Genomic DNA, 26,323 nt, shown 5'->3' on the forward strand with positions numbered 1-26,323 from the left:
CGCGCCACGAAGCTGATCCCGGTCGCCGCCGCACGCCCAAGGATCGGTCAGAAACCTTTCCGAAGGTTTCCGAAGACCGCCCGAAGCGGCCACGGCCCCGAAAGGCCGCGCAAGATCAAAGCCCGGCCAGCCGCCGCGCGATCCGGGTCTGCGCCGTCACCGCCGCACCAAGGTCATGGGTGACGATACGACCGTCGCGCACCACCTGCCGCCCCTCGACGAAAAGATCGCGGACCCGGCTCGGACCCGCCAACAGGATCGCGGCCCGGTCCCAGAGCCCGGCCGCCTCGATGCCGGTCATGTCCCAGATCGCCAGATCGGCGCGCTTGCCCGGGGCCAGACGGCCGCAATCGGGGCGCCCCAGCACATCGGCACCGCCCCGGGTGGCGATCTCGAGCGCCTCGCGCGCGCTCATCGCATCGGCACCCTGCGCCACCCGCTGCAACAACATCGCCTGCCGCGCCTCGCCGATCAGGCTACCGCCGTCATTGCTGGCCGAGCCGTCGACGCCAAGCCCCACCCGCACCCCGGCATCGCGCATCGCCCGCACCGGGGCGATGCCGGAGCCGAGCCGGCAATTGGAACAGGGACAATGCGCAACCCCGGTCCCGGATTGTGCGAAAAGTGAAATTTCCTGCGCGTCGAGCTTCACGCAATGCGCATGCCAGACATCGTCGCCGGTCCAACCCAGATCCTCGGCATATTGCCCCGGGCGGCAGCCGAACCGTTCCAGGGAATAGGCGATATCCTCATCGTTTTCCGCCAGGTGCGTGTGCAGACGCACGCCCTTGTCGCGCGCCAGCAACGCCGCGTCGCGCATCAGTTCGGGGCTGACCGTAAAGGGCGAGCAGGGGGCGATGCCGACCCGGATCATGGCGCCCGGATCGGGATCGTGAAAGGCGTCGATCACCCGGATGCAATCCTCGAGGATCGCTGGCTCGGCTTCGACCAGACCGTCGGGAGGCAGCCCGCCTTTCGACTCGCCGATGCTCATGGCCCCGCGGGTGGCATGAAAGCGCAGCCCCACCTCGCGCGCCGCGGCGATGGTGTCGTCGAGCCGCGCGCCGTTCGGGTAGAGATACTGGTGATCGGAACTCATGCTGCAGCCCGACAGCGCCAGTTCGGACAGGCCGACCAGCGCCGAGACCCGGAACTCCTCGGGACCGAAGCGCGACCAGATCGGATAAAGTGTTCTCAGCCAGCCGAACAGCAACGCATCCTGCGCCCCCGGCACCGCGCGGGTCAGGCATTGCGACAGGTGGTGGTGGGTATTGACGAGCCCGGGCGTCACCAGACAGCCCTCGGCCAGAACGATCTCGGCCCCCTCGGGCGCGAGGCCGCAGCCGATCTCGGCCACGCAACCGTCGCGAAGCCGCAGATCGGCCCCGGCCAGTTCGCGCCGGTCATCGTCCATGGTGACGATCAGCTCGGCGCCCCGGATCAGCACATGCCCCATGGGTCAGGCCGCCGCCGACAGGATCGCCAGTGCCTCGGCATGAACGCGGGGATTGGCCGCCGCGATCACCCGACCGCCGCCATGCGCCGGACCGCCCTGCCAGTCGGTCACGATGCCGCCAGAGGCCTCGACCACCGCAATCGGGGCCTGGATGTCATAGGGGTGCAGCCCGGCCTCGACCACGAGATCGACATGGCCCATCGCCACCAAGGCATAGGCATAACAATCCATCCCGTAGCGCACCAACCGCGCCTGACCGGCCAGAGCGGCGAAGGCACGGCCCTCCTCGGGGCTGCCGACTTCGGGGAAGGTCGAAAAGACCGACGCCTCGGAGAGCGGCCGCGGGGCGGCGGTCGCAAGCGCACGACCGCCATGCGGGCCGGTGAAATCGGCCCGGCCGAAACCACCGAGGAAGCGTTCTCCGATATAGGGCTGGTCGATGACACCCAGGATCGGACCGGTCGCATCGGCAAGCCCGATCAGGACCCCCCAGGTGGGCGTGCCGCACATGAAACCACGGGTCCCGTCGATCGGATCCAGCACCCAGGTCAACCCGCTGCGGGACGGAATATTGTCCAGCTCCTCGCCCAGTATCCCGTCATCGGGGCGGCGTTCGGCGAGAATGGCGCGCATCGCGGCTTCACAGGCCCGGTCGGCGCGGGTTACCGGGTCAAACCCCTGCCCGGCCTTGTTTTCGACCCCAAGGGCCGCACTGCGGAAATACATCAAGGTCGCTTCGCGCGCGGCATCGGCCAGCGCATGGGCGGTCTCGATCAGACATCGAGCGTCGTAATCGGTCATCCGGCCTCCGGTAGACTTGCGGACGGCGCGCTGCCGCGCCTGCCTCCCGGGCGCTAGCCTCGCTAAGCTCGTCCGTCAAGCACCGGCTTCAGGCCACGTCGCTCAACACCCGCGCCAGCTCGAAGAGCCGCCGCCGCTGGTTCTCGGGAATGGCGTAGTAGGAGCGCACGAGTTCCAACGCCTCCTTGTCCGACAGAAGATCGTCGGGCATGCCGTTCGTCGACTGTTCGGCGCTGCGGCCATCGAGCCCTTCGAAGAAGAAGCTCACCGGCACTTCGAGCGCATCGGCGATATCCCAAAGACGGGAAGCGCTGACCCGGTTCATGCCGGTTTCGTATTTCTGGATCTGCTGGAACTTGATCCCCACGCGCTCGGCAAGCTGTTGCTGGGTCATGCCCACCATCCAGCGGCGGTGGCGGATACGTTTGCCCACATGGACATCTACTGGGTGTTTCATCGGTGAACTCCTCTACCGCCGTGTATATAGCAAGTTCCGTGCCAAACCACCAAGACCCGCCGACAGCCCGAGCGCAATCCTAACAAATGCATAAGAAGTAAAGAAATTAAAATTTGTCCAAGTCATAGGGCGACGCACGAAATTGGTTAAGTCCCCCGGTTAGAGCTCGCGCAATGGTTGCGTGTCGCGAATCTGGAAGGGGCCCTTTGCATTTCGCAACTAACCTTTGGACAGGTACCTTTTGCAATTTGCGAAATATCGGGTCGCTGGCCTCGTCGCCCCCATCCGGCTAAGCTGCCTGCCTTGTCAGTCTACTCCATTTCACGAGGGTTCGATGCGTCTTTTCCAACTCGAGCGGATCGGCGAGCCGCCGCGCCTGACCGAAACCGCCTGCCCGGCCCCCGCCCCGGGCGAGGTGCGGGTACGGATCGCCGCCTGCGGGCTCAACTTCGCCGACCTGCTGACCATCGAAGGCCGCTACCAGGAACACCCGGCCCTGCCCGCCACGCTGGGCATGGAACTGGCCGGCACCGTCGAGGCCCTGGGCGAGGGGGTCGATCCCGGGCTCGCCGGAACCCGGGTTGCCGTCTTTGCCGGGGCGGGCGGACTGGCCGAGGCCGGCTGCTTTCCCGCCGCGCGATGCCTGCCCCTGCCCGACGGCATGAGTTTCGTCGAGGCCGCGGGCTTTCAGATCGCCTATGGCACATCGCATGTGGCGCTGTCGCACAAGGCGCGGCTCGCCCCCGGCGAGACGCTGCTGGTCACCGGCGCGGCGGGCGGGGTTGGGCTGACCGCGGTCGAGATCGGCAAGGCGATGGGCGCGACCGTGATCGCCTGTGCTCGCGGCGCCGACCGCCTGGAGGTGGCCCGGGCGGCGGGCGCGGACCATCTTGTCGACAGCGACCAGGGCGACCTGCGCGCCGCGGTCCTGGCGCTTGGCGGGGCCGATGTCGTCTACGATCCGGTCGGGGGCCCGCTTTTCGCCGCGGCGATGCGCGCCTGCAACCCCGACGGGCGCCTGCTGACCATCGGCTTCGCCTCCGGCGAGGTGCCGCAGATCAAGGCCAACCACCTTCTGGTCAAGAACCTCTCGGTGATCGGGCTCTACTGGGGCGGCTATCTGAGCTTCCGCCCCGAAATCCTGACCGACAGCCTGGCAACGCTGTTCCGCTGGCATGCCGAAGGCCGGCTTCACCCCCATGTCAGCCATGTGCTTCCGCTCGAGCGCGCGGCCGAGGGGCTGGACCTGCTGCGCCGGCGCAAGGCAACCGGCAAGGTCGTGATCGCGATGGAATGAGCGGACGCCTCAGGGCGCGCGATAGGCCTGACGGATCAGTTCGGCAAGCGCCCCGATCACCGGCCCGTCGGCAAGATCCGAGACGTAAAGGTTGATCTGCGTGGTCATCAGATCCGGCAATGCGCCGCCATGCTGGATGCATTCGACATAGGGCGGCAGCGCGCCGTCGACGGAGGTATGGACCGCCAGATCGGCGCTGACGCTGGCCTCGACGGTCCGGCTCGAATCGCTGTCGACCGTCATCACCCAGGGAATGCCCGCAGTGTCGAGCGCCGCCTGCACGCCCTTGCGGAAGATGCAGGTATGTTCATAGGCCAGCCGCAGCGGGCGCTGTTTCCAGGCGCTGCCGCCGATGGCGCCGACCCAGACCAGCGGCAGTTCGGTCAGCGTCTCGCCGGTCTTGCCGCAGCGGTCCTCGGTGGTCAGGATGATGTCGACATCGCCGCGCCGGAACATTTCGCGCAGCCGCATCGTGTAGGACGAGATGAGCTGGACCTTCACCCTCGGAAAGTCGCGGGCAAAGCGGTTCAGCACCACCGGGATCGCCGGATAGACGATGTCATGAGGCACCCCCACCACCACCTCGCCCTCGTATTCCTGGGCGGTCATCCGGGCATAGACCTCGTCATTGAGACTGAGGATGCGCCGGGCATAGCTCAGCAGCTGTTCGCCGGCGCCGGTCAGCTTGACCTTGCGCTCGCTGCGGTCGAGCAGTTGCATGTCGAGCGCCTCTTCCAGCCGCTTGATCTGCATCGACACCGCCGATTGCGTAAGATTCAGAAACCCGGCGGCCCGCGTCACGCCTCCTGCATCCGACACCGCGACGAAGGAACGCAGGGCAGTCATGTCGAGATTGCGCATCTCATCACGATCCTTGATTCAAAGCATAACAATCATTCGTTTGAAGAATGGAACATGGCGGGGCATAAACATCAAGAGGAATGATGGGAAGATGTTTTTCCATCAAGAATACTAAAGGGTTTCCCCATGACGCAAGTCAGCACGAATATCCGCGCGGCCCGCGACGTCGGCCGGGCCGGCCTCGCAAAGAGAATTTTCCTGGGGCTCAGCGTCATGCGCCAGCGCCGCCAGCTGGTCGAGCTCGACGACCGGCAGCTGCGCGACATCGGCCTGACCGCCGAACAGGCGCGCGCCGAAGCCCGCCGTTCGGCCTGGGACGTGCCGCAAAGCTGGCTGCGGTAAAGACGGCGCGAAACCGCCGGCGAATGGCCCGCCTTTGCCCTTCCAAGGCTTGAAATGCGCCCCGTCCCTGCCGATATACCCCGACAATGGCGGGGCTTTCGCGCTAGACCGCCGGTATTGGACCAATGAGGAGGCTGTCAATGGCTGACTACAACACGATCCGCGCCGGGGCGGCGGGCGTTCGCACCGCGCAGATCGACGAGGGCCTTCGCGCCCATATGAACAAGGTCTACGGCACCATGTCCGTGGGCATGCTGATCACCGCGCTGGCCGCCTGGGCGATCTCGGGGCTGGCGGTGACCAGCGATCCGTCCGGCGCCGTCGCGCAGATCGGCGCCGACAAATACCTGACCGGGCTCGGCCAGGCGCTTTATGCGTCGCCGCTGAAATGGCTGGTGATGTTCGCGCCGCTGCTGTTCGTCTTCGGTTTCTCGGCGGGCATCAACAAGATGTCGGCCGCGACCGCGCAGGTGGTGTTCTACGCCTTTGCCGCGGTGATGGGCCTGTCGATCAGCTCGATCTTCCTGGTCTTCACCGGCATGTCGATCGTCCAGACCTTCCTTGTGACCGCGATCGCCTTCGCCGGTCTGTCGCTCTGGGGCTACACCACCAAGAAGGACATCTCGGGCTGGGGTTCGTTCCTGATCATGGGCGTGATCGGCCTCGTGGTGGCCTCGATCGTCAACATCTTCCTGGCCTCGCCCGCGATCATGTTCGCAGTGTCGGCGCTCGGCGTCCTGATCTTCGCCGGCCTGACCGCCTATGACACCCAGCGGATCAAGACCGACTACCTTCAGCATGCGCAGTCGATGGATAGCGAGTGGCTGGGCAAGTCGGCGATCATGGGCGCGCTGAGCCTCTATCTCGACTTCATCAACCTGTTCATGTTCCTGCTGCAGTTCCTCGGCAACCGCGAGTAACCTAGCCGTATCAGGACCCGATCTTTCCAGACCCGCCGGACCCCGCGTTCGGCGGGTTTTTTCATGCGCAGCAGCCACTGCGCGCGGCAAAACCAAAGGGGATTGCGCGGCAGGCAATATTAATTGATAAAAACAGTAAGGATTGAGTCTCGAAGAAGGGAGGACGACCGATGCGACCCCTGTTCGACCGCCGCGCCGGGCGCGCGCGCACAGCCCTCGCAGAGAGGACCGGTGCCTGTCTCGCGACGCTCAGGGTCTTTGCCAGGGATTGGGATACCGCCTTTGCCGAAACCGCCGAAGGGGTGCTCTTCGAGCTGTTCCGCGGCGGATGGCGCGGCGCCCCGGGCGGCCGTTCCCTGCCGGGCGCCCGGCCGCCGCACCGTTTCTGAAGAGAAGGCGCCCCGCCGGGGTCAGCAGATGCGCGGCAGTTGCTCGCCCACCAGCATGTCGACGATACGCGCCCCGCCAAAAACGGTGCGCATCCGGACCTGGCCGGGATGATCCGCGGTCGCCCGGCCAACAATGACGGCGCCCCGACCCTCGGGCCGGTCCCGCATCGCGGCAAGGGCCGCCTCGGCCTCGGCTTCGGGCACGAACAGGACAAGCGTCCCCTCATTCGCGAGGTAAAGCGGGTCGAGCCCGAGGATCTCGCACAGCCCCTTGACCTCGTCGCGCAAGGGCAGCGCCTCCTCCTCGATCTCGACCCCCACGCCCGCCGTCTCGGCCATCTCGTTCAGCGCCGCGGCCAAGCCGCCCCGCGTCGCATCCCGCGCGGCCCGCGTGCCGGAAGCGGCCGCAATCACCGCCTCCATCAGATGGCCCAGCGCCTGACAGTCGGACCGGATATCGGTCGACAGTGCCAGATCACCCCGCGCGGCCAGGATCGTGGCGCCATGATCGCCGAGGACACCGTTGACGATGGCCACGTCTCCGGGACGGATATGCGTCGCCGCCAGATCGCGCCCCGGCGGGATCACGCCAACGCCGGTCGTCGTCACGAAAACCCCGTCAGCCGCGCCGCGCCCCACGACCTTGGTATCGCCGGTCACGATCCGCACCCCCGCGGCCTCGGCCTCGGCCGCCATCGTCGCCGCGATCCGGCGCAGAAGAGCGATCTCGGTGCCCTCCTCGATGATGAAGGCCGCCGACAACCACAGGGGCCGCGCGCCCCCCACCGCCAGATCGTTGACCGTGCCGCAGATCGCGAGCTTGCCGATATCGCCGCCGGGAAATTCCAGCGGCGTCACCACGAAACCGTCGGTGGTCATGGCCAGCCGCGCGCCGGGCTCGGCCAGCGCCGCATCCGACAGCCGCGCCTGATCCTCCATCGCGTCGGGCCGGAAGGCAGAGGCGAAGACCTCATCGATCAGATCGCGCATCGCGCGCCCGCCACCGCCATGCGACAGCGTCACATGGGTATCGCGCAGCCGCGTCCGGGTCGGAATATTCATTCCGTCGCCTCCGTCGCGCGGGCCCCGCCATATTGCCAATAGGCCGCGCAGGCCCCTTCGGAACTGACCATAAGGGCGCCCAAGGGCATCTCGGGCGTGCAGCCGCTTCCGAATTGCGTACAGGCGGTGGGCTTGATCCGGCCGGTCATCACCTGCCCGCAGGCACAGCCCTCGGGCTCGGCCACGAAACGCGGGCCCGCGGCATAGCCGATGCCGAATGTCTCTTCGGCATCATAGGCGCGATATTTCGCGCGGATGCGAAGCCCCGAATGGTCGATCTCGCCCAGGCCCCGCCACTCGAAGGAGGGACGTTTTTCATAGACATCGGCGATGGCGGCCAGGCTGACCGGGTTCCCGTGCTCGGGCACCACGCGGGCATACTGGTTTTCCACCTCGGCCCGACCGTCGCGGATCTGGATCAGCACCATCAGCACCGATTGCAACAGGTCCAGAGGCTCGAACCCCGCGACGACGATGGGCTTGCCGTAATCCCGCGCGATGAAATCGTAAGGATGGGTGCCGATCACCATCGACACATGGCCCGGCCCGACAAAACCGTCCAGCACCATATGCGGATCGTCCAGCAGCGCCCTGATCGGTTCGGGCACGGTGATGTGGTTGCAGAAGACGCTGAAATTCTCCAGCCCCTCGCGCGCGGCCTGCTGGATCGACAGCGCGGTCGAGGGCGTCGTCGTCTCGAAGCCGAGGCCGAAGAAGACCACCTGGCGGTCCGGGTTGCGGCGCGCCAGTTCCAGCGCGTCGAGCGGCGAGTAGACCATGCGGATATCGGCCCCCGCGGCCTTGGCCTGCATCAGCGACATCTTCGTGCCCGGCACCCGCATCGCATCGCCGAAGGTGGTGAAGATGACGCCCGGACGAAGGGCGATCTCGACGCATTCGTCGACGCGCGACATCGGCAGCACGCAGACCGGGCAGCCGGGGCCGTGGATGAATTCGATGCCGTCATGCACCAGCTTGTCGAGCCCGTAGCGGAAGATCGCATGGGTATGGCCGCCGCAGATCTCCATGATGTGGACGGGCTTCGCCCTTGTCGCGCCGATCTCGTCGGCCAACTCGGCGATGCGGGCCAGAACAGCCTTCGCGGCCTTCGGATCGCGGAATTCGGTCGCGTATTTCATCCCTGCCCCTCCAGCGCCTTCGCGCCCTCGGCCATGGCCTCGGCCGCTTCCTGCGCCTCGCCCAGATCCTGCAGCGCCTGCAAGGTCTTGGCGGCCTCGTCCGGATCGATCCGGGCCATGGCAAAGCCCACATGGATCAGCGCCCATTCACCCAAGAGATCCTCGATGGCGCCGTCCAGAATGCAAGCCACATTGACCTCGCGGCGCACCCCCGACACCTCGGCCAGCGCCATCATGCGGTGCTCATCGGTCACCGCCACGATGCGGCCGGGAATTCCCAGACACATGTCAGTCCTCCTCGTCCTGGGCGACCCGGCCTGCGGGACCGACGATCCCGTAGCGCTCGAGCTTGGCCCGCAATCCCACCCGCGACAGGCCCAGTTCGGCGGCCGCGCGGCTCTTGTTCCAACGGTGGCGGGTCAGCGTCTCGCGCAGGATCCGCATCTCCATCAGCTCGACCCGGTCCTTCAGCGTCCCGGCCGCGGTCAGAACCGCATCGGCCGAGCGGTCGGCGCCCTCTTCGCCCGGCGGCGCCTGCAGGATGTGGCGCGAGATCAGATCGGCCCCCAGCACACTTTCGCGGGCCATAACCAGCATCCGCGCGATCTCGTTGCGCAGCTCGCGCAGATTGCCGGGCCAGTCGTAGTTTTCCAGAAATTCCAGCGCCGCCTCGTCGAGCCCGTGCACCGGCTTGCCATGGGCCTGCGACAGCTCGGCCAGCTTGGCCTGGGCCAAAAGCGCGATGTCGCCGCGCCGGGCGCGGAGCGGCGGCACCGCGATCTCGCCCGCCGCCAGCGCATAGTAAAGATCGCCCCGGAACCGGCCCGCGGCCACCAAGGCCTTCAGATCGGTGCCCGCGCCGCAGATGAGCCTGAGATTGGTGGCGACCGTTTCCTGCCCGCCGACCGGGGTGAAGGCGCCCTCGGTCAGAACCCGCAACAGCGTCAGCTGCAGCCCCGGCGGCGCGGTCTCGATCCCGCCGAGATAAAGCGTCCCGCGATCGGCCTTCTGCATCAGCCCGACCCGGGCGACGCCGCCCGCCAGCACACCGCGCTTGGCGCCCATCAGCTCGATCGCGGCCAGATCCTCGGGCAGACCGGCCAGGTTGAGGTCGTAGAACGGCTTGTCGGACCGGAGCGAGGCATAATGCATGGCACGCGCAAGCTGTGCCTTGCCGGTGCCGGGCTCGCCCGTCAGCACCACCGGCAGGTCGAAGCCGGCAAACCGCCCCGCCATCTGCACCACCGCGCCCATCGGCGAATTGGCCGCGCGCAGCACGGTCTCGAAGCCCATGCCCTCGCGCAGCGCCTTGCGCCGCTTCTCGACCCGCGACTCGGCGGTGGTGGCCAGAAGCCGCATCTCGAGCGCCATCCGCTCGTTCTCGCGCGACAGCCGAAACAGCCGCGCCGCGTTCCGGGCCGCGATCAGAAGCTGGTCGGGATGCCAGGGCTTGGTCAGGATCTGGTGGATGCCCGCCTCGTTGATCGCCGCCACCATGGCCGCGCTGTCGGTATACCCGGTCACGATCAGGCGCAGCGTCTCGGGCCAGCGTTCGCGCACCTCGGTCAGGAATTCGACACCGCTTCGGCCGGGCATGCGCTGGTCGCAGAAGATCACCTGCACCCATTCATCCTCGAGGATCGCCAGCGCCTCCGCGGCATCGGCCGCGGTCAGCACCTCGAACTCGTCCTCCAGCGCCATCCGCATCGCCGCCAGCGAATGCGGCTCGTCATCGACGAGCAGCACCGCCGGGCGGGGGCTGGCAGGCGCCATCAGACCGCGGCCCCGGCAGCCTTTCCGGCAGAATGCGCATCGAGCCAGTCGAGCCAGGCCGGCATGCCCTCGCCGGTGCGGGCCGAGACCCGCAGGATCTCGATGTCCGGATTGACCCGCCTGAGATTGGCCTCGTAGAGATCGAGATCGACATCGCAATGCGGCGCCAGATCGGTCTTGTTCAGGATCGCCAGCCGGGCAACCGTGAACATGTCGGGATATTTCAGCGGCTTGTCCTCGCCTTCGGTCACCGAGAGGATCGCCACCTTGGCATTCTCGCCCAGATCGAATCCCGCCGGACAGACCAGATTGCCGACATTCTCGATGAAGAGCAGCGCGCCGCGCTCCAGCTCGAGATGATCCATCGCATGGCCGACCATATGGGCGTCGAGATGGCAGCCCTTGCCGGTATTGACCTGGATCGCCCGCGCACCGGTCGCGCGGATGCGGTCGGCATCGTTCGAGGTCTGCTGATCGCCCTCGATCACCGCCAGCGGCCGGTCGCCCAGCATCTCGATGGTCCGGCACAGAAGCGTCGTCTTGCCCGAGCCGGGCGAGGAGACCAGATTGACCGCAAACGCGCCCAGCGCCCTCAGCACGCGGCGGTTGCCGCTGGCGATGGCATCGTTCTTGGACAGGATGTCGGTCTCGATCTCGATCAGCCGGGATTGCGACATGCCCGGCACAGAGACCCCGGCCGCGCCCTCGCCGTAATGCAGATCGCCATGCTCGCCATGGTGGTGATGCGCGTGGTGATCATGGGCGTGATCGTGGTGATGATGGGAACCGTGCCCATGGGCATGGTGATGGGACCCGTGGGACTGTCCCTCTGCCTGCCCTTCCACCGTCGCGCCGCCGCAGCCGCAAACCGTACACATCACACCACCTCCATATCCTTGATCCGCATTTCATCGCCCGCCACCGGCATCAGCTTGCCGCCGCCGCAGCGCGGACAGGGGTCGAGCCGGTTCTCGATCTCGACCTCCTCCGCGCAATCGTAACACATCGCCCGGCCCGGCAGGTCGATCATCTCGAGCCGCGCGCCTTCGGCCGGGCTGCCCCGCATCACCACATCGAAGGCGAATTCCAGTGCCGGTTTCTCGACCCCGGCAAAGCGTCCGATTTCCAGCCGCAGCACCCGAACCGTCGCGAAACCATGCGCCCGGGCCTGATCCTCGACGATCCCGCGGATCCCCTCGCAAAGCGACATCTCATGCATCGGCGGCCTCCTCGAAATAAACCGGCAGGCAAGGGTCGAGAATGTCGACGACAAGCGGCGCCAGTTCGACCCGCGCCAACGGCAGGCTGGCCAGCGCGCGCTCGAGCACGCCGCCCCGGGCCAGCAGATGATCGGTCGGCGTCCAGCGGCGAAAGGACGAGACCCGCCCCTCGCATACCCTGGCCGACAGCGCGCAGATGCCCCTTGCCGTCGGCACGAGGACCGGGCCGGGCCGACTGTCGGCCTCGGGCGCCAGACGCCCGGTCAGACAGGCCTCGAGATCGACAAGCCGCCCCGCCGCGCGCCAGAGCGGGCCGCGCCCGAACCGCGCGGCGATCCCGGCCAGAAGCGAACTGTCGCGGTGACGCAGCCAGGGCGAATTCTCCTGCGCCGCGCTGCTCGCCAGGCTCTCTGCGGTCGCGGCCGGCAGATCGGCCACCGCCTCGCCCGGCCCGAACCGCACCGCGATCGCGGCCAGAACGGGGGCGACCCCCGCGCCAGAGACCAGCCAGTCGTCAAGCGCGCCGGGCCCGGGGCAGCGCGCCACGGGGCCGAACACCGCCTCGGCCATCCGTTCCTGAGAAGGCAGCGGCGTGGAAGGAAGGCCCAGGCGCCGCGGCCAGAACACGAAGAACCGCATCAGATGCTCGCGCAGGATCTCGTCGGCCAGCGCGACCCGGTCCTCGGGCCGGACCGGCAGCCCCAGCGCCGCACGCGCGCCAAGAGATTGCGCGGCGCGGCAGAGACCAAAGATGCGCGGCATTAGCGCGGCGGCCTCCTCGACCTTCCGGTTCAGAAGCAACGCCTCGACCGGGACCGGGGCCGGCGGCACGATCCGGGGGCCGGCCGCGCCCAATGCGATATGAAGCGCCGTCGTCACTCCCCCGGCGCTTCCGTGGCAAGCCCGCCCGAAATCACCGCGCGACGGGTCGGAACGGCGGGGGGCTCATCGGCGGCCCCCTCCTCTGCCTCGCAGGCGGGTTCGGCCGCCGCAAGCTCGGCCTCGCGGGTGCTGCGGATCTCGGCGGCGCGGTCGGTCTCCTCGAGATTCTCGGCCTTGAACAGCTCGACCGTCACCGCGCGGGCGACGTCGACGGCCTGCAGCTGGCTGGCAAAATCGGTCATCGGCGAGAACAGCGAGCAGGCCTTGTAGCCGCCCACCATGGGCCGGACATTATGGATGAACTCGTAGCTGCCGGAGGGAAAGTCCAGCACCTCCTTCGCGCCCGGCGTCAGATCCGACCAGTCCTCGTCCTCCGCGGGCAGCAGGAACAGGTTCATGAACCAGGGCGCCACCAGCACCCCGAGCGGGCGCCCGTCATAAAGCGCGAACCCCACCGCCTCGACATGCAGCGAAGCGTTGACCAGCGGCACGTCGCGCATCTTTCCATGCCAGATCTCGCGGAACTCGGCCTCGAGCGCGGCGACGCGCCCGGCCAGCCAGCTTGCCGCATCACGGGCTCCGGGTCGGCTTGCCGCATCCGCGGCTCCGGGATCGTCCCGGACCATGAACTGCGCCGCCGGTGCGTCGCAGGTCGGGCAGGTCCAGTCCTCCGGCAGCGCTGCGAAGGGGGTTCCGGGCAGGATCTGGCGGAACTCGTCGCCCAGAGCCGGATCGTAGACCGTCCAGCAGATCTTGCATTCCATCACCGCGGCCGAACTGATCCGGTCGGCGCGGCCGCCATAGCTGCCCTCGAAACCCGCGCTCATCGGATCGCCTCCAGCACTTCGCGAAGACGCGCGGCGCTGTCCGTCAGGTCCTCGGGCGCCGCCAGCGCCACCTCCGGCATCTCGGTCACCTCGAAGGTGTCGAGGATCAGGCTGTCCATCGAGTTGAAGAACTGCACCCGCCAGACATTCGGCGTGGCGGTGGCCGCGACCCGGCAATTGCCGTAGCCGCGCGACAGGATCGTGACCGCCCCCGCGCCCAGCGCCGCGTCGAGCCACAGCAGATCGCCCTCGGTATGCGGCAGCAGCGTGAGATTGACGACGTGCGGCGGCTGACCCGCCTGCCAGGCTTGCGCGTGATCGAGAAGCTCGACCAGAAGCGCCGGGGCATTGAAGACATCGGGGCCCTTCGGCGCCGCGAGCCCCAAGGCCGCGCCTTCGGGCGCGCAGGCCATGCGGGCGCAGGCAGGCACCGCACCGACCTCGATCCGGTCGATGCCCTCGCCCAGCACGCACCAGACCCCGGCAAAGACGCTTTCCTGCGCCGCGACCGGAGCGATGCCGCCGATGCGCACCGAGACCTCGCCCTGCCCCAGCGTCTCGGCCAGCAGGCGGCGCGCATCCGGCGGCAGGTCGCTCAGCCGGAACGCCTCGCCCTCGCCGGTCGCGGCGGCACGGTCGCAGGCGGCGGCGACCCGCGTCAGCAGCGCAAGCGCCGGGCCCGCCGCATCGGCATCGGCGATCTCGGGCAGATGCGGGGCATAGGTCCGCATGCCCGAGGGCATCTGCATGTAGCCCATATCCTCATCGGCGGGTTGCGAGCCGGGGCCGAAGCCGGTCGGGGGCAGGTGGAAATTCGAAACCATACGGTCCTCCTCAGGCCTCGGTCAGCGACAGGATATGCGCGATGCGGGTCAGGTAATCGTCCCAGTCGCGGATCTTCTGGATATCGCCCAGAAGCCGCCCCTCGCGGTAGAAGACAAAGCCCGGGGTCTTCAGCGCCCGGGTCGCCTCGCGCAGCCTCGCCTCGATCGCATCGTCGACGATGGCGCAGTCGAAGGCGTCCTGAAAGGCCTGCCGCAGCTCGGGCAGGATCACCGCCGCATCGGCGGTCTCGAGGTTGCGCACGGGGTCGCCCGGGACAAACAGGCAATGAAGGCCCGGCGCATGGGTGAAGGCCTCGAGTTCGGCGATGGTGGCCAGTCGCGGCCAGCCGAGGTCGGTTTCGAGACGGGCGATCAGCGGGTGGGTCATGGCGGTCATCCCTGGGCAGCGCCGGCCGCCAGAGCGGCCTGCAAATGGGGCGGAAGGGTCGGTTCGCGGGCGTCGATATCGGCGAAGGCATCGCCCGCCGAGCCGCCCGCCATCACCGCGCGCAGCCCCTCGAGCGCGGCGAGGATCTTCTGCGCCTCGTCGGGATCGAGCCGCTCGCGCGCGGCGCCGAGAAAGGTCAGCACCCAGTCGCCCGGGCGAAGATCGGGGGTCAGCGACAGGTCGATCAGCGTCCCGTCCCCGGTCCGCCCGACAATGCCGTCAACCGTGCTCAGCCGCATCGGCGCGCCCACGCACATCAGCCGGCCCGCCCGGTGCCGTCCGCGCCCGGGAAGAAGCGGTCATCGCCCGAGCGGCAGGCAAGCTCGGCCGGAGGGCGGCCGGTCTCATAGGCGTCGCGGCGGATCGAGGGGTCGGCCAGATCTGCCGAGACGGTACGACCCGGCCGCGCCGCGACGCCCCATCCGTCCAGTTCGGCCAGCGCCGCGGACAGGGCCTCGGGCAGACGCGCGGCAACCGTCGGGGTCAGTCCGCCACCGTAATCCTCCAGCTCGGCGGGCTGGCAGCCGATCAGGGTCATGCGCGACGGAAGGCAGCCGACCAGCGCGGCCGTGGCCAGCACATCCTGAAAGCCGGTCTGATGCAGGCTCATCTTCTTGGCACCCATGAAGGCGGGCACATCGGCGTCGCGGACGATCTTGAGGGTGCCGGGCGGCAACCCGTAATCGACCGCATCGAAGATCAGAAGATCGTCGGCCTCTTCGAGGAAGGGCAGAAGGTAAAGCCCCTGGGTGCCGCCATCGAGCAGCCGCACCCCGGCATCGAAGGCATGGTTCTCGGCCAGCGCCTCGAGACAGCGGGGCCCGAAGCCCTCATCGGCCCAGAGCACATTTCCGATCCCGAGGATCAGCGTGAGGCGGTCAGTCGCGGCTGGCATTGGGTCCTCCCTCGGCGGCGCCGGCAGCGGGACGGCCCTGCGCCCCGGCTTCGGCGAAAATAGGTTTCTCGGATGCGGCGGAAAGGCCCTGTCGGTTCCGTGCCTTTCCGGCCTCTCCCGGGACAGGGCCCTGCCGCATGGCGCGCCCGCCCGTCCTGTTCCGAAGCCGCGGGCGCAGCGGCGCCCGCAGCCCGGGATCCTGGCGGCCTCTCACTCCACCCGGTTGTCCTTGAAGGTCCGCCAGCCGGAGATCATGGTGGTGATCATGGACTGACGCGACATGATGTCTTCGCGGATCGCCGCATAGATGTGGAAGATCGCGAAAAGCGTGATGGCCCACATGCCCAGATGGTGCAGCGTGTGCAGCCGCTGGGAATTGCCGACAAGCCCCAGCACCCAGCCGAACATGCGGTCATAGATCGAGCCCTGCCCCGCCCCCTCGGCATAAAGCGCAAAGCCGGTGACGATCATGAAACTCATGCCCAGCGTGATGAAGGTGAACATCGCCAGATGGGCCAGCGGGTTGTGACCGATATACTTCTTCGGCTCCTTTTCGAGAAAGGCGTACCAGCGCGCCTCGAAAAGCAGTTCCTTCCACCAGCGCTTGCGCCAGAACGGAATGTAGAACAGCTGGCGCGCATGCCGGTTGCCGATGAAGGCGAAGTAGATCCTGCCCAGGAAGGCGAAGGTCATGACCATGCCGGCGGCGAAATGGGCGAAGCGGATATAGCCGAAGACGAACTGGTTCGTGGCCTCGGAAATCTCCATCGTCGGCGGCGGCGAGCCGATCAGGTAGCCCGTCACGATCAGAACGGTGATCGCCAGCGCGTTGACCCAGTGCCAGATCCTGACCGGCATCTCGTAGACATAGACGGCCGTGCGCAGTTGCAGGCTCGCGATATCCTCGGGGCGGGCGCCGCCGGTCAGCCGCGCGGCCTCCAGCGGGGTCGGCGCCTCGGGGTTCGGGATATGGATCGGGATGTCGGTCCTGTCCTTGGAGCTCATGACTGTCCCTCACCCTGCCAGAAGCCAGGCGCCCGAGGCGAGCAGCGTGCCGCCAGCGGCGCCGCGCAGCATCCGGGCCGCGCGCAGATCGGCCACGCCGCGGGCAACCGCGATGCCGATCAGATGCAAGGCCGCGGTCGACAGCAGGAACCCGCCCAGATAGGCCAGCGCCGCCCCGGTCGTCTCGGAGGCATGGGCATGCCCGTGGCAGGCGCCGAAAAGCGCGATCGCCGCCAGCGCCCCGCCCGTGAGCCAGCGCGGCTGGTCCTGACGGGCAAACAGCGCGAGCAGGCCGAACACCGCGACCGAGGCCGCGATCATGCCCTCGACGCCCGGAATGGGCACCCCCGCCCAGGACAGCGCCGCCCCCGCGATCATCGCGCCCATGAAGGTGGCGGCCCCGGCCCAGACCCGGCGCCGCAGCGCAAAGCCGGACCAGAGCCCCACCGCCAGCATCGCCAGCAGATGGTCGAGCCCGGTCACGGGATGAAGCATCCCGTGCATCAGCCCCGAGGCAGCGCCCTGCCCGGTATGGGCCAGCGCCGGTCCGGCCAGGGCAGCCAGGGCCCCGGCAAGCAGATATTTCCTCATCCTCGTCTCCTCCCTCAGCGAACCTTGACCCGGGTCAGTTCCTGCCCGTCCGGCGCCATCACATGGGTCGAGCAGGCCAGGCACGGATCGAAGCTGTGCAGCGTGCGCAGGATCTCTACCGGCTCGTCCGGACGCTCCATCTTGGTGTCCATCAGCGCCGCCTCGAAGGCGCCGATATTGCCGGCGGTGTCGCGCGGGCTGCCGTTCCAGGTGGTGGGCACGACGCATTGATAGTTCTCGATCCGCCCGTCTTTGATCTTGATCCAGTGCCCCAGCGCGCCGCGCGGCGCCTCGGTCATGCCGACGCCCTTGGCCTCCTTGGGCCAGGTCTTCGGCTCCCATTTCTCGACATTGGCGGTCGCGGTATCGCCGTTGCGGCAGGTCGTGATCAGCTTGTCGAAGAAATGCTTCTGCAACCGCGCGCAATAATCGGCCTCGAGCGCGCGGGCCGCCGTACGCCCCAGCGTCGAGAACAGCGCCTCGACCGGCAGGTCCATGGTCCGCAGAAGCCCGTCGACCTGGCCCCTGATTTCCTCATGGCCCTTGGCATAGCCGACGACATAGCGGGCCAGCGGCCCCACCTCCATCGCATGGCCCTTCCAGCGCGGCGCCTTGATCCAGGAATACTTGGCCGCCTCGTCGAGCTCCTGGATATTGGTCTTGGTTCCCTTGGCATTGGGCCCAAGCTCGAATTTCGGCTCGGTCACGCCGTCCCAGGGATGCAGGCCCTTGCCGGGCGTGCCGTAGGTATACCAGGAATGGTCGACGAATTCCTGCACCTGCTCGGGGTCGCGCGGATCGACGTCGAGCACCTCGTTCAGGTTGCCGTTGATGATGGCGCCGCGCGGCAAATGCAGCTGCTCGGCCGAGAAATCGTTGGGGTTCTCGGGAATGTCGCCATAGGCCATGACCGCCTGCCCCGACAGCCCGCCGCCATAGAGCCAGTTCCTGTAGAAACCGCCGATGGCGACGACATCCGGAATGTAGACGTTCTTCACGAAGGTCATGCACAGGTCGATGATGGAGCTGACCATGTTCAGCCGCTCCATGTTGATCGCGCCGACCGCGCCGGTGCCGTCGATATTGATCGGACAGGGCACGCCGCCGACCAGCCAGTTCGGATGCGGGTTCTTGCCGCCGAAGATGGTGTGGATCTTCACCACCTCCTTCTGCAGGTCCAGCGCCTCGAGGTAATGGGTCGTCGCCATCAGGTCGGCCTCGGGCGGCAGCCGATAGGCCGGATTGTCCCAGTAGCCGTTCTTGAAAAGCCCCAGCTGCCCGCTTTCGACGAATTTCTTCAGCCGGTTCTGCACGTCGCGGAAATAGCCCGGGGAAGAAAGCGGGTGGCTGGGCGAAACCGCCTGCTGCAGCTCGGAGGTCGCCTTGGGATCGGCCCGCAGCGCATTGACCGGGTTCACCCAGTCCAGCGCATGCAGATGGTAGAAATGGACGATATGGTCGTGGATCTGCAGGTTCAGCTGCATGATGTTGCGGATCGAGTTGGCATTCTGCGGGATCGAGATCCCGAGCGCATCCTCGACCGCGCGCACGCTGGTCAGGGCATGGGTCCCGGTGCAGACGCCGCAGATGCGTTCGGTGAAGGCCCAGGCATCGCGCGGATCGCGGCCCTTGAGGATCACCTCGAGCCCGCGCCACATGGTCCCGGTCGAGACCGCGTTGCGGATGATGCCCTCATCGTCCACATTCACCTCGCAGCGCATGTGGCCCTCGATCCGGGTCACCGGGTCGACGACGATGCGGCGGCCGGTATTGTCGAGGTCGAAGCCGTTCGGAGTGGCGACCATGGCTTACACCTCCTCTTTCTGGGTACTGTCCTGGGACTTCTTCTGGGCCCGCTTCAGGGCCGAAGCGGCGATATGGGCGGCGATGCCCGCGCCGACCGCTCCGGCCGCGGCAAAGCCGATCTGATCGGCGGTGGCCTCGATCCCGAACTGCTTGATCGTGGTCAGCCGGTCGTAGAACGAGCCCTGGTCCCAGAACCCGTCCTCGGAACAGCCGATGCAGCCATGGCCCGACTGGATCGGGAAGCTGACGCCCTCGTTCCAGCGCACGGTGGAACAGGCATTGTAGGTGGTCGGCCCCTTGCAGCCCATCTTGTAGAGGCAATAGCCCTTGCGCGCATATTCGTCGTCCCAGGTCTCGACGAACTGGCCCGCATCGAAATGCGGACGGCGGTAGCACTTGTCGTGGATGCGCTGGGAATAGAACATCTTCGGCCGCCCCTGGCGGTCGAGTTCGGGCATGCGGTCGAAGGTCAGCATGTAGGTGATGACGCCGGTCATGACCTCGGCGATGGGCGGACAGCCCGGCACCTTGATGATCGGCTTGTCGGTGATGACCTTGTGCACCGGGGTCGCGCGGGTCGGGTTCGGCGCCGCGGCCTGCACGCAGCCATAGGAGGCACAGGCCCCCCAGGAGATGATCGCCTTGGCATGTTCGGCCGCATGGCGCAGCTGATCGACGAAGGGCTTGCCGCCGATGATGCAATACATCCCGTCCTCGTTCAGCGGCGGGTTGCCCTCGACCGCAAGGATGTAGTTGCCCTTGTATTTCTCGATCGTGTCTTCCAGCGCCGCCTCGGCCGCATGGCCCGCCGCCGCCATCAGCGTGTCGTCATAGTCGAGCGAGATCATCGACAGCACGACATCCTTGGCCAGCGGGTGCGCCGAGCGGATGAAGCTTTCCGAGCAGCAGGTGCATTCCAGACCGTGGACCCAGATCACCGGCGTTCTCGGCTTGGTTTCCATCGCATGGGCGATCTTCGGCACGAAGGCGGGTCCGAGACCCAGCGCCGCCGCCGTCAGCGAGCAGTATTTCATGAAGCTGCGCCGGGTGATCCCCTGGCGCCGCATGACCTCGTAGAAGGTTTCGATTTCAGCCAAGTCGGTCCTCCCATCCCATGACCCGGACGCCGGCGGAAGCGGCGGCTCAGTATGCCGGTGCATGCAAGCAAACCCGGCCCTGACCGGGCAAGGTTTTCCGCAACCTCCTTAAAATCGCGTTAATCCTGTTTTATTTCAGGCGTTTACTTGTCTTAACCCCGACCTCTGCCGGGGATTTGGCGAAAAGTTACCTGTCGCCTTTCAGGCTCACCGATCAGAAACTTTCCATCTGCGGCAATTCGCCCGCTGCGGCAATAACGGCCTGCCCCAGCGCCAGCCCGCCGTCATTCGCCGGAGTTTCCCTATGGATCAGGACCTTGACCCCGCGCAGGGCGGCAAGCGTCTCGGCCAGCAGCCGCGCGTTCTGAAAGCAGCCGCCCGACAGGACAACCGCCCGCGCGCGGCCGGTCTCGACCAGGGCGCGGGCAGGATCGGCGAAGGCGCGCGCAAGCCCGGTATGGAACCGGGCCGAAACGAGCGGATGGGGAACTCCGGCCTCGATATCGCCCATCATCTCCCGAAACGCCGGAGCCGGATCGAGGCCCGCAAAGCGGTAGGGCCGGTCCGCCGGACAGCCCTCGGCCAATGCCTCCAGCCGCATCGCGGCCTCGCCCTCGTAGCTTTGCCGCCCGACGCAAAGCCCCAGCGCCGCGGCGACCGCATCGAAGAGCCGGCCGGCCGAGGAGGATGCGGGCGCGTTCAGCCCCGCACGCGCCGCCGCCCGCAGCGCGGCACGCGGCCGGTCGGCGAGCCACCGGTCGGCGCTGTCGGCCAGCCCCGCCGCATCGAGCCGGACCAGCAGGTTGCGCCATGGCTCGCGCGCGGCGGCATCGCCCCCGACCAGCGGCGCCGGCGCCAGATGCCCGACCCGCTCGACACCGCGATAGTCCCCCAGCAGCAGCTCTCCGCCCCAGACCGTTCCGTCGGGGCCGTAACCGGTGCCGTCCAGCACGATCCCCGCCACCGGCCCGCCTGCGCGCGGCCAGCCGTTCTCGGCCAGGCAGGCGGCCAGATGGGCGTGGTGATGCTGGACCTCGATCACCGGCAGGCCCAACGTCCCGGCATGCTGCGTGGCGCGATAGCCCGGATGGGCGTCGCAGGCGACCAGTGCCGGACGGTGATCGAAAAGCGCGCCGTAATCGGCCATGGCGCCAAGGAACGCGTCCCAGCTATCCGCCTCGTCGAGATCGCCCAGATGATGCGACAGCAGCGCCTGCCCGCCCTTCACGAGACAGATCGCCGATTTCATCTGCCCGCCCAGCGCCAGCACCTGCGGCGCGCCCCCGACCCCCTCGGGCAGCGGCAGGGTTCCGGGCACCCGCCCCCGCGCCCGGCGCAGGATCATCGGCGGATCGGCCCGCTCGACGCTGTCATCGAGCCTGCGCGCGATCTCGCGGTCATGCAGCAGCACGGCATCGGCAAGATCGCCCAGCAGCGCGCGGGCCTCGTCATTGCCAACCGCCTGCGGCGCCCCCGACAGATTGCCCGATGTCATCACCAAAGGCCGCGCCACGGCCGCAAGCAGCAGGTGATGCAGCGGCGTATAGGGCAGCATCACCCCAAGCCGCGTCATCCCCGGCGCGACCGCTTCGGGCAGGGCGCCGGTGCCGGGCACAAGAACGATGGGCGCGGCCGGATCGCGCAGCCGCGCCAGATCGGCGGCCGAGGGCGTGCAGACCGCCGCCAGATCGGCCTCGCGCAGCATCAGCGCAAAGGGCTTGGCCGGGCGGCGCTTGGCACGGCGCAGCCGGTCGAGCGTCGCGGGGTTGCCCGCATCGCAGGCCAGATGGAAGCCGCCCAGCCCCTTGACCGCCAGAATGCCACCCTGCCGCAGCAGATCCGCCGCCAGGGGCAGCGGATCGCCCGCGGCAACCGCCCCTCCCGCCCGCTCCAGCCAGAGCCGGGGGCCGCAATCGGGGCAGGCAATGGGCTGGGCGTGGAACCGGCGGTCGGCCGGATCGCCATATTCGGCGCGGCAGGACGGGCACATGGAAAAGCCCGCCATGGTGGTCTGCGCCCGATCATAGGGCAACCCGCGCAGGATGGTGAAGCGCGGCCCGCAGCGGGTGCAGTTGGTGAAGGCATAGCCCTGCCTGCGCCCCCCGCCCGCGATCTCGGCCAGGCAATCCGGGCAGGTGGCGGCATCGGGGGTGACGCGGGTCCGGGCCGCCCCGCCCCGGCTGGCGGCAATGGCAAAGGTTTCGGGGACCGCGTCAAAGCGGCAATCCCGCGCCTCGAGCGCGTCGATCCGCGACAGCCCCGGCGCCCGGGCCGACAGCGCGGCCTGAAAGCCGTCGAGATCGCCCCCGGCCGCGCGGATCAGCACCCCTTCGGCATCGTTGAAAACCTCGCCGACAAGCCCGAATTCCCGCGCCAGCTGCCAGACGAAGGGCCGGAAGCCCACGCCCTGCACCTGCCCCCGCACCCGGATCTCGCGGCCCGGCACCACCTCAATGCACCGTGCAGACCATGCAGGGATCGAAGCTGCGCACCACATGCTGAACCGCCAGCGGCGTCGTCTTGCCCTCGGCGACCGGCACGCCCTCAAGCGCGGCTTCCAGCGGGCCGGGCGTGCCCGAGGCATCGCGCGGGCTGAAATTCCAGGTCGTCGGCGCCACGATCTGATAAGAGGCGATCCGTCCGTTCTCGACCCGCAGCCAATGGCCCAGCGCGCCGCGCGCGGCCTCGACCAGCCCGACGCCCTCGCCCTCGCGGATTTTGGGCGCGGGGCGCATGAACTCCGCCGCGGGATCGAGCCAGCGCAGGAGGTCCTCCATGAAGATCTGGGTCCGGGCCAGATCGAGCAGCCGCCCGGCGACGCGGGTCATCACCCCGCCGCCCGCCAGCGCCACAGCCAGCGGATGCCCGGCCATCACCTGACGCGCCAGCGCCCCGGTCTCGTAGCCGAGCCCGTCGAGCCGGGGCGCCTTGCACCAGCTGTAGGCCTCGGCACGCATGTCCTCGTCGGGCAGGGTCTGGCCTTCGGACGGGTGCGCCGCCCCGCCCAGCATCCAGGCATGCGAGAGATCCTCGCAGAGCCCGCCCAGATCGAGCGGCAGCAGCCCGTCCTTCCAGATGCCCGGTGCAAAGCCATGCCCTTCGGCCAGCGGATAGGCCCCGAAGCTGAGATACCGCCCCGAGCCCCGGCCCAGCGCATCGAGATCTAGATCGGCCGCGATCTCGAGAAACAGGCCGGCATCGCCCCGGTCCCAGCCCATCAGCCCCTCGCGCGTGCCCAGCGCCACGAAATCCTCCAGCGGCGCGCCGAACAGCTCGGCCTCGAGATAGCGGCGAAAGGCGGCAAGGCTTGCCGCGATCCGCACCTTGTCGCGCGGCCCCGGGGCGCGGGTGACGCCGCCGGGCTGGATCGCCAGCGTATGGGGCCATTTGCCCGCCATCAGCCCGAGGACATGCATCAGCTCGGCCCGCATCGCGATGGCCGCCCGGGGCGCCGCGCCCTGTTCGGCGGTGAAGCGCGCGATCGCGCGCGCGTGCCAAGACCGCCCGGCATAGGCGGGGCGGGCGAAATCGGGCATGAAGAACAGGTTGAAATGGACCAGATGGTCCGAGACATTCTCGATCGCGTGGATCAGCGCGGCCATCGCCGCACCCGCAGGCGCGGGCTCATGGCCGCCTGCATCGGCCAGTGCGCGCGCTGCCGCCGCCGACTGGCTGATCGAGCAGATGCCGCAGATCCGCGGCGTGATGGTCAGCGCGTCCGAGGCCGGACGGCCGGTCAACATCCGCTCGAAACCGCGATAGAGCGGGGCGTTGACCCGGGCGCTGCGCACCCGTCCCTCGGCGATATCCAGATGCACCTCGAGATCGCCCTCGACACGGTTGAAGGGGCCCACGATCAGGCGCGTTCCGGTCATCCGCGCGGCTTGCCCGGGCGCGGCAGCACCTCGATCCGGTCGGCGGTGGCGTTCTTCGCCAGCCGCTCGGGCGTCGCGGCCTTCGACAGCGAGGCCAGCGCCATGAACCAGGCCTTGGGCATGTCGGAGGGCAACCCGACCGGGATCCCCGCGACCTTAGGCGTTTCGGTGAAGGCGTGGCGGGGTTCCTCGAATTCGGGCGCGGTGCAGGAGATGCAGGGATAGCCCGCACGGGTGCAGCTTCCCTGCCCGTTCCAGGGGCGGATGTTGCAATCGCCCACCGCCTGGGTACCGACGCAGCCCAGATGCTCCATCATGCAGCCCATTTCGCAAAGCGCGGTAGCGCTGGCCTTGTATTCGTAGAACTCGTTCCTGGGACAGCCGTGATGGACCAGATGCTCGGCATAGAAGCGCGGCCGGGCCAGCGCATCGAGATCTTCGGGCCCCATCGCGCCCGCGGCCAGCAGCATCAGCGTTTCCGTGACCCAGTCGGGATGCGTCGGGCAGCCCGCCACGTTGATCACCGGCAGCCCGGTCGGGTCGCGGAATTCGGGCGGCAGGATACCGCCCGGATGGGCGCCCTCATATTGCAGCCCGGCCGCGTCCGAAGGGTTGCCACCGGCGCTGGTGACACCGCCGAAGGCCGCGCAGGAGCCCACCGCCACCACATGCCGGGCCCGCGGCACCAGCCGCCCGACCCAGTCGAGCATCGAGCGTCCCGTGCCCGACAGCATCTGGAACCGCCCGGTCCCCTTCGGCCCGCGGGCAATGGCACCCTCGACGCAGAGCACATCGAGCGGGATGTCGCCGGCGGCAACGGCCTCCAGCAGCGCGCGCGCCTCGGCTCCGGTCGCCTCGGACAGCGACGGATGCCACAGAAACCGGATGCCCGCGCCCTCGAACAGATCGAACAGCGTCGGCGACTCGGCACAGAGCAGCGACATGGTGCAGCCGCCGCAGCCCGAGGCCTGAAGCCAGAGCACATTCATGGCCGGTCTCCGGCCAAGGGCAGGTCGAGCCGGAAGCAGGCCCCCGTCCCGACCGGGCACAGACTGAGCTGGCCGCCATGCTCGGCCGCGATCTTGGCGCTGATCGCGAGGCCGAGCCCGGTCCCCTGCCCGACCTCCTTGGTCGTGAAGAACGGATCGAAGATCAGCGTCCTGACCGCATCGGGCACGCCGGGGCCGTCATCGCTTACCTTCAGGACCGCCGCCTCGGCCTCGGCGCCGAACCAGAGCTCCATCCGCCCGCCCGGCCCGGCGGCGTCCCGCGCGTTCTGCACCAGGTTCATCACCACCTGCTGGACATGGCCGGGCCGCCCCAGCGCCATCACCCTGTCCGCCCCGGCAAACGCGATCTCGACATCGCCCCGCGAGCCGCGCATCACCCAGCTTGCCGCGACCCGCGCGGTTTCGACCAGATCGAACGCCACCCGCTCGCCCGAGCCTTCGGAAGAGAGCCGCCGCAGATCCTCGACGATGTCGCGCACCCGCTCGGCCCCGTCGCGGGCCCCCGCCACCGCATCGCGCAGGTTGCGGATCTCGCGGTCGAGACGCAGCTCCTCGCGCAGCCGCACCAGTTCGGCACGGTCGGCGCCCGACTGCACCCGCTCGAAATAGGATTCGAACTTGCCGGCATAGCGTTCCAGCGCATGGGCATTGGCATAGACGAAGCTGATCGGATTGTTCAGCTCATGCGCGACGCCCGCCAGCAGCCGCCCCAGCGAGGCCAGCTTTTCGTTGCGCACCAGAAGCGCCTGCGCCGCCTTCAGCTCGTCATGGCTGGCGGCAAGCTCGGCATAGGCCTGGCGCAGCTCGCCCAGCGGACGGCCGGTCAGCACATGGCCGGTGACCCGGCCGCGCTCGTCCATGCGGGGCGACAGCGACAGTTCAAGCGGCGTCTCGCCCTCGGCCGCGATCAGCCCGGCCTCGAGCATCACCGGACAGCGGCCCTGACCGGCCCGCGTCATCGCCGCCTCGAGCGCGGGGCGGTCGGCTTCGGAAAACAGCTCGGTGACCGGGCGCCCGGCAAAGCCCTCGCGCGGGGCCCCGGTGCGGAGCGCGGTCGAGGCCGACACCTCCTCGACCCGGCCGCCGCGGGCCACCACGATCAGAACGTCCGAGACCGAGGCGAGGATCGAGCCGAGAAACGAGCGCATCGTCTCGAGCTCGGCATTCTTGGCCTCGAGCTGTTCCTGATAGTCGACGAGATCGACATAGGTCCGGTCGACCGCGGACAGCACATCGGCCCAGACCGCGTCCGAGAATTCGCCCTCGCCGGAGACAAGGCCCCTGGTGATGTCCCGTGCCATCTGTCCTCCCTCGGGCGGAGGATAACCTCCTCCTTCCACGGCGCA

The 26,323-nt window shown here is 68.3% G+C and carries 28 protein-coding genes; 4 read left to right on the forward strand and 24 right to left on the reverse strand.

What is annotated here, in order from left to right; genetic code table 11:
- Positions 1-115: 115 nt before the first annotated feature.
- From A6W98_RS17660 to A6W98_RS17670, 3 genes are all read right to left on the reverse strand, one after another.
- Positions 116-1,456 carry an 8-oxoguanine deaminase gene (locus A6W98_RS17660; protein ID WP_042463859.1) on the reverse strand — a complete coding sequence of 447 codons (1,341 nt, stop codon included), beginning with the start codon at positions 1,454-1,456 and terminating at the stop codon, positions 116-118.
- Positions 1,457-1,459: 3 nt separating this feature from the next.
- Entirely contained in the window at positions 1,460-2,257 is a 798-nt protein-coding gene (gene hisN, locus A6W98_RS17665; protein WP_042463861.1) for a histidinol-phosphatase, read from the reverse strand.
- A gap of 88 nt (positions 2,258-2,345) precedes the next feature.
- The gene (locus A6W98_RS17670; protein ID WP_042463864.1) at positions 2,346-2,714 is read right to left on the reverse strand and encodes a helix-turn-helix domain-containing protein; all 369 of its coding nucleotides are present in this window, start codon (positions 2,712-2,714) and stop codon (positions 2,346-2,348) included.
- Positions 2,715-3,048: 334 nt separating this feature from the next.
- Between A6W98_RS17670 and A6W98_RS17675 the strand changes: the two genes are divergently transcribed.
- The gene (locus A6W98_RS17675) at positions 3,049-4,011 is read left to right on the forward strand and encodes an NADPH:quinone oxidoreductase family protein (protein ID WP_042463866.1); all 963 of its coding nucleotides are present in this window, start codon (positions 3,049-3,051) and stop codon (positions 4,009-4,011) included.
- Positions 4,012-4,020: 9 nt separating this feature from the next.
- Here A6W98_RS17675 and A6W98_RS17680 read toward each other — a convergent pair whose 3' ends face one another.
- Positions 4,021-4,872 carry a LysR family transcriptional regulator gene (locus A6W98_RS17680; protein ID WP_042463868.1) on the reverse strand — a complete coding sequence of 284 codons (852 nt, stop codon included), beginning with the start codon at positions 4,870-4,872 and terminating at the stop codon, positions 4,021-4,023.
- Between the two features lie 126 nt (positions 4,873-4,998).
- Here A6W98_RS17680 and A6W98_RS17685 point away from each other — a divergent pair, with 126 nt between their 5' ends.
- From A6W98_RS17685 to A6W98_RS17695, 3 genes are all read left to right on the forward strand, one after another.
- Entirely contained in the window at positions 4,999-5,214 is a 216-nt protein-coding gene (locus tag A6W98_RS17685) for a DUF1127 domain-containing protein (protein WP_052678106.1), read from the forward strand.
- A 140-nt stretch (positions 5,215-5,354) separates the two neighbouring features.
- Entirely contained in the window at positions 5,355-6,134 is a 780-nt protein-coding gene (locus A6W98_RS17690; RefSeq protein ID WP_042463870.1) for a Bax inhibitor-1/YccA family protein, read from the forward strand.
- A 170-nt stretch (positions 6,135-6,304) separates the two neighbouring features.
- On the forward strand, positions 6,305-6,523 hold the full coding sequence (locus tag A6W98_RS17695; protein WP_042463872.1) for a hypothetical protein: 219 nt from the start codon (positions 6,305-6,307) through the stop codon (positions 6,521-6,523).
- A 21-nt stretch (positions 6,524-6,544) separates the two neighbouring features.
- Here the strand turns inward: A6W98_RS17695 and hypE are convergent, their stop codons facing one another.
- From hypE to A6W98_RS17795, 20 genes are all read right to left on the reverse strand, one after another.
- Complete coding sequence (gene hypE, locus A6W98_RS17700) at positions 6,545-7,585, reverse strand: hydrogenase expression/formation protein HypE (RefSeq protein WP_042463874.1); 1,041 nt, start codon at positions 7,583-7,585, stop codon at positions 6,545-6,547.
- Complete coding sequence (gene hypD / locus A6W98_RS17705) at positions 7,582-8,724, reverse strand: hydrogenase formation protein HypD (RefSeq protein ID WP_042463876.1); 1,143 nt, start codon at positions 8,722-8,724, stop codon at positions 7,582-7,584. Before hypD ends, hypE begins: the two co-directional genes overlap by 4 nt.
- Positions 8,721-9,011, reverse strand: a complete 291-nt coding sequence (gene hypC, locus A6W98_RS17710) for a HypC/HybG/HupF family hydrogenase formation chaperone (protein ID WP_042463878.1) — start codon at positions 9,009-9,011, stop codon at positions 8,721-8,723. Before hypC ends, hypD begins: the two co-directional genes overlap by 4 nt.
- Before the next feature lies 1 nt (position 9,012).
- Positions 9,013-10,497: a sigma-54-dependent transcriptional regulator gene (locus A6W98_RS17715; protein WP_042463880.1), complete on the reverse strand. Its 1,485-nt coding sequence runs from the start codon at positions 10,495-10,497 to the stop codon at positions 9,013-9,015.
- Positions 10,497-11,375, reverse strand: a complete 879-nt coding sequence (gene hypB / locus A6W98_RS17720; protein ID WP_042463882.1) for a hydrogenase nickel incorporation protein HypB — start codon at positions 11,373-11,375, stop codon at positions 10,497-10,499. Before hypB ends, A6W98_RS17715 begins: the two co-directional genes overlap by 1 nt.
- On the reverse strand, positions 11,375-11,716 hold the full coding sequence (gene hypA / locus A6W98_RS17725; protein ID WP_042463884.1) for a hydrogenase maturation nickel metallochaperone HypA: 342 nt from the start codon (positions 11,714-11,716) through the stop codon (positions 11,375-11,377). Before hypA ends, hypB begins: the two co-directional genes overlap by 1 nt.
- Complete coding sequence (locus A6W98_RS17730; protein WP_042463886.1) at positions 11,709-12,596, reverse strand: hypothetical protein; 888 nt, start codon at positions 12,594-12,596, stop codon at positions 11,709-11,711. Before A6W98_RS17730 ends, hypA begins: the two co-directional genes overlap by 8 nt.
- Complete coding sequence (gene hybE / locus A6W98_RS17735; RefSeq protein WP_042463888.1) at positions 12,593-13,426, reverse strand: [NiFe]-hydrogenase assembly chaperone HybE; 834 nt, start codon at positions 13,424-13,426, stop codon at positions 12,593-12,595. The genes A6W98_RS17730 and hybE overlap by 4 nt, the downstream gene beginning before the upstream one ends.
- A complete protein-coding gene (locus A6W98_RS17740; protein WP_042463890.1) occupies positions 13,423-14,250 on the reverse strand; it encodes a hydrogenase expression/formation protein in 828 nt (275 codons plus the stop codon). Before A6W98_RS17740 ends, hybE begins: the two co-directional genes overlap by 4 nt.
- Positions 14,251-14,260: 10 nt before the next feature.
- A complete protein-coding gene (locus tag A6W98_RS17745) occupies positions 14,261-14,638 on the reverse strand; it encodes a thioredoxin domain-containing protein (protein ID WP_042465356.1) in 378 nt (125 codons plus the stop codon).
- A gap of 5 nt (positions 14,639-14,643) precedes the next feature.
- Positions 14,644-14,955 carry a HypC/HybG/HupF family hydrogenase formation chaperone gene (locus A6W98_RS17750; RefSeq protein ID WP_042463892.1) on the reverse strand — a complete coding sequence of 104 codons (312 nt, stop codon included), beginning with the start codon at positions 14,953-14,955 and terminating at the stop codon, positions 14,644-14,646.
- Positions 14,955-15,593: a HyaD/HybD family hydrogenase maturation endopeptidase gene (locus tag A6W98_RS17755; protein WP_042463894.1), complete on the reverse strand. Its 639-nt coding sequence runs from the start codon at positions 15,591-15,593 to the stop codon at positions 14,955-14,957. The genes A6W98_RS17750 and A6W98_RS17755 overlap by 1 nt, the downstream gene beginning before the upstream one ends.
- 210 nt (positions 15,594-15,803) lie before the next feature.
- On the reverse strand, positions 15,804-16,598 hold the full coding sequence (gene cybH / locus A6W98_RS17760; RefSeq protein WP_042463896.1) for a Ni/Fe-hydrogenase, b-type cytochrome subunit: 795 nt from the start codon (positions 16,596-16,598) through the stop codon (positions 15,804-15,806).
- A gap of 9 nt (positions 16,599-16,607) precedes the next feature.
- The gene (locus A6W98_RS17765; protein ID WP_042463898.1) at positions 16,608-17,189 is read right to left on the reverse strand and encodes a HupE/UreJ family protein; all 582 of its coding nucleotides are present in this window, start codon (positions 17,187-17,189) and stop codon (positions 16,608-16,610) included.
- 14 nt (positions 17,190-17,203) lie between these two features.
- The gene (locus A6W98_RS17770; RefSeq protein WP_042463900.1) at positions 17,204-18,994 is read right to left on the reverse strand and encodes a nickel-dependent hydrogenase large subunit; all 1,791 of its coding nucleotides are present in this window, start codon (positions 18,992-18,994) and stop codon (positions 17,204-17,206) included.
- Between the two features lie 3 nt (positions 18,995-18,997).
- Complete coding sequence (locus A6W98_RS17775; RefSeq protein WP_042463902.1) at positions 18,998-20,092, reverse strand: hydrogenase small subunit; 1,095 nt, start codon at positions 20,090-20,092, stop codon at positions 18,998-19,000.
- Between the two features lie 214 nt (positions 20,093-20,306).
- Positions 20,307-22,589 carry a carbamoyltransferase HypF gene (gene hypF / locus A6W98_RS17780; protein WP_406678830.1) on the reverse strand — a complete coding sequence of 761 codons (2,283 nt, stop codon included), beginning with the start codon at positions 22,587-22,589 and terminating at the stop codon, positions 20,307-20,309.
- Positions 22,543-23,967 (reverse strand): nickel-dependent hydrogenase large subunit, encoded by a 1,425-nt coding sequence (locus tag A6W98_RS17785; protein ID WP_042463904.1) that lies wholly within the window; start codon positions 23,965-23,967, stop codon positions 22,543-22,545. Before A6W98_RS17785 ends, hypF begins: the two co-directional genes overlap by 47 nt.
- Positions 23,964-24,956, reverse strand: a complete 993-nt coding sequence (locus A6W98_RS17790) for an NADH-quinone oxidoreductase subunit B family protein (RefSeq protein ID WP_042463906.1) — start codon at positions 24,954-24,956, stop codon at positions 23,964-23,966. Before A6W98_RS17790 ends, A6W98_RS17785 begins: the two co-directional genes overlap by 4 nt.
- Positions 24,953-26,278 (reverse strand): sensor histidine kinase, encoded by a 1,326-nt coding sequence (locus A6W98_RS17795; protein ID WP_042463908.1) that lies wholly within the window; start codon positions 26,276-26,278, stop codon positions 24,953-24,955. Before A6W98_RS17795 ends, A6W98_RS17790 begins: the two co-directional genes overlap by 4 nt.
- Between the last annotated feature and the right edge of the window lie 45 nt (positions 26,279-26,323).

Origin of the sequence: Rhodovulum sulfidophilum DSM 1374 (assembly GCF_001633165.1) — a bacterium.
Classification (GTDB): domain Bacteria; phylum Pseudomonadota; class Alphaproteobacteria; order Rhodobacterales; family Rhodobacteraceae; genus Rhodovulum; species Rhodovulum sulfidophilum.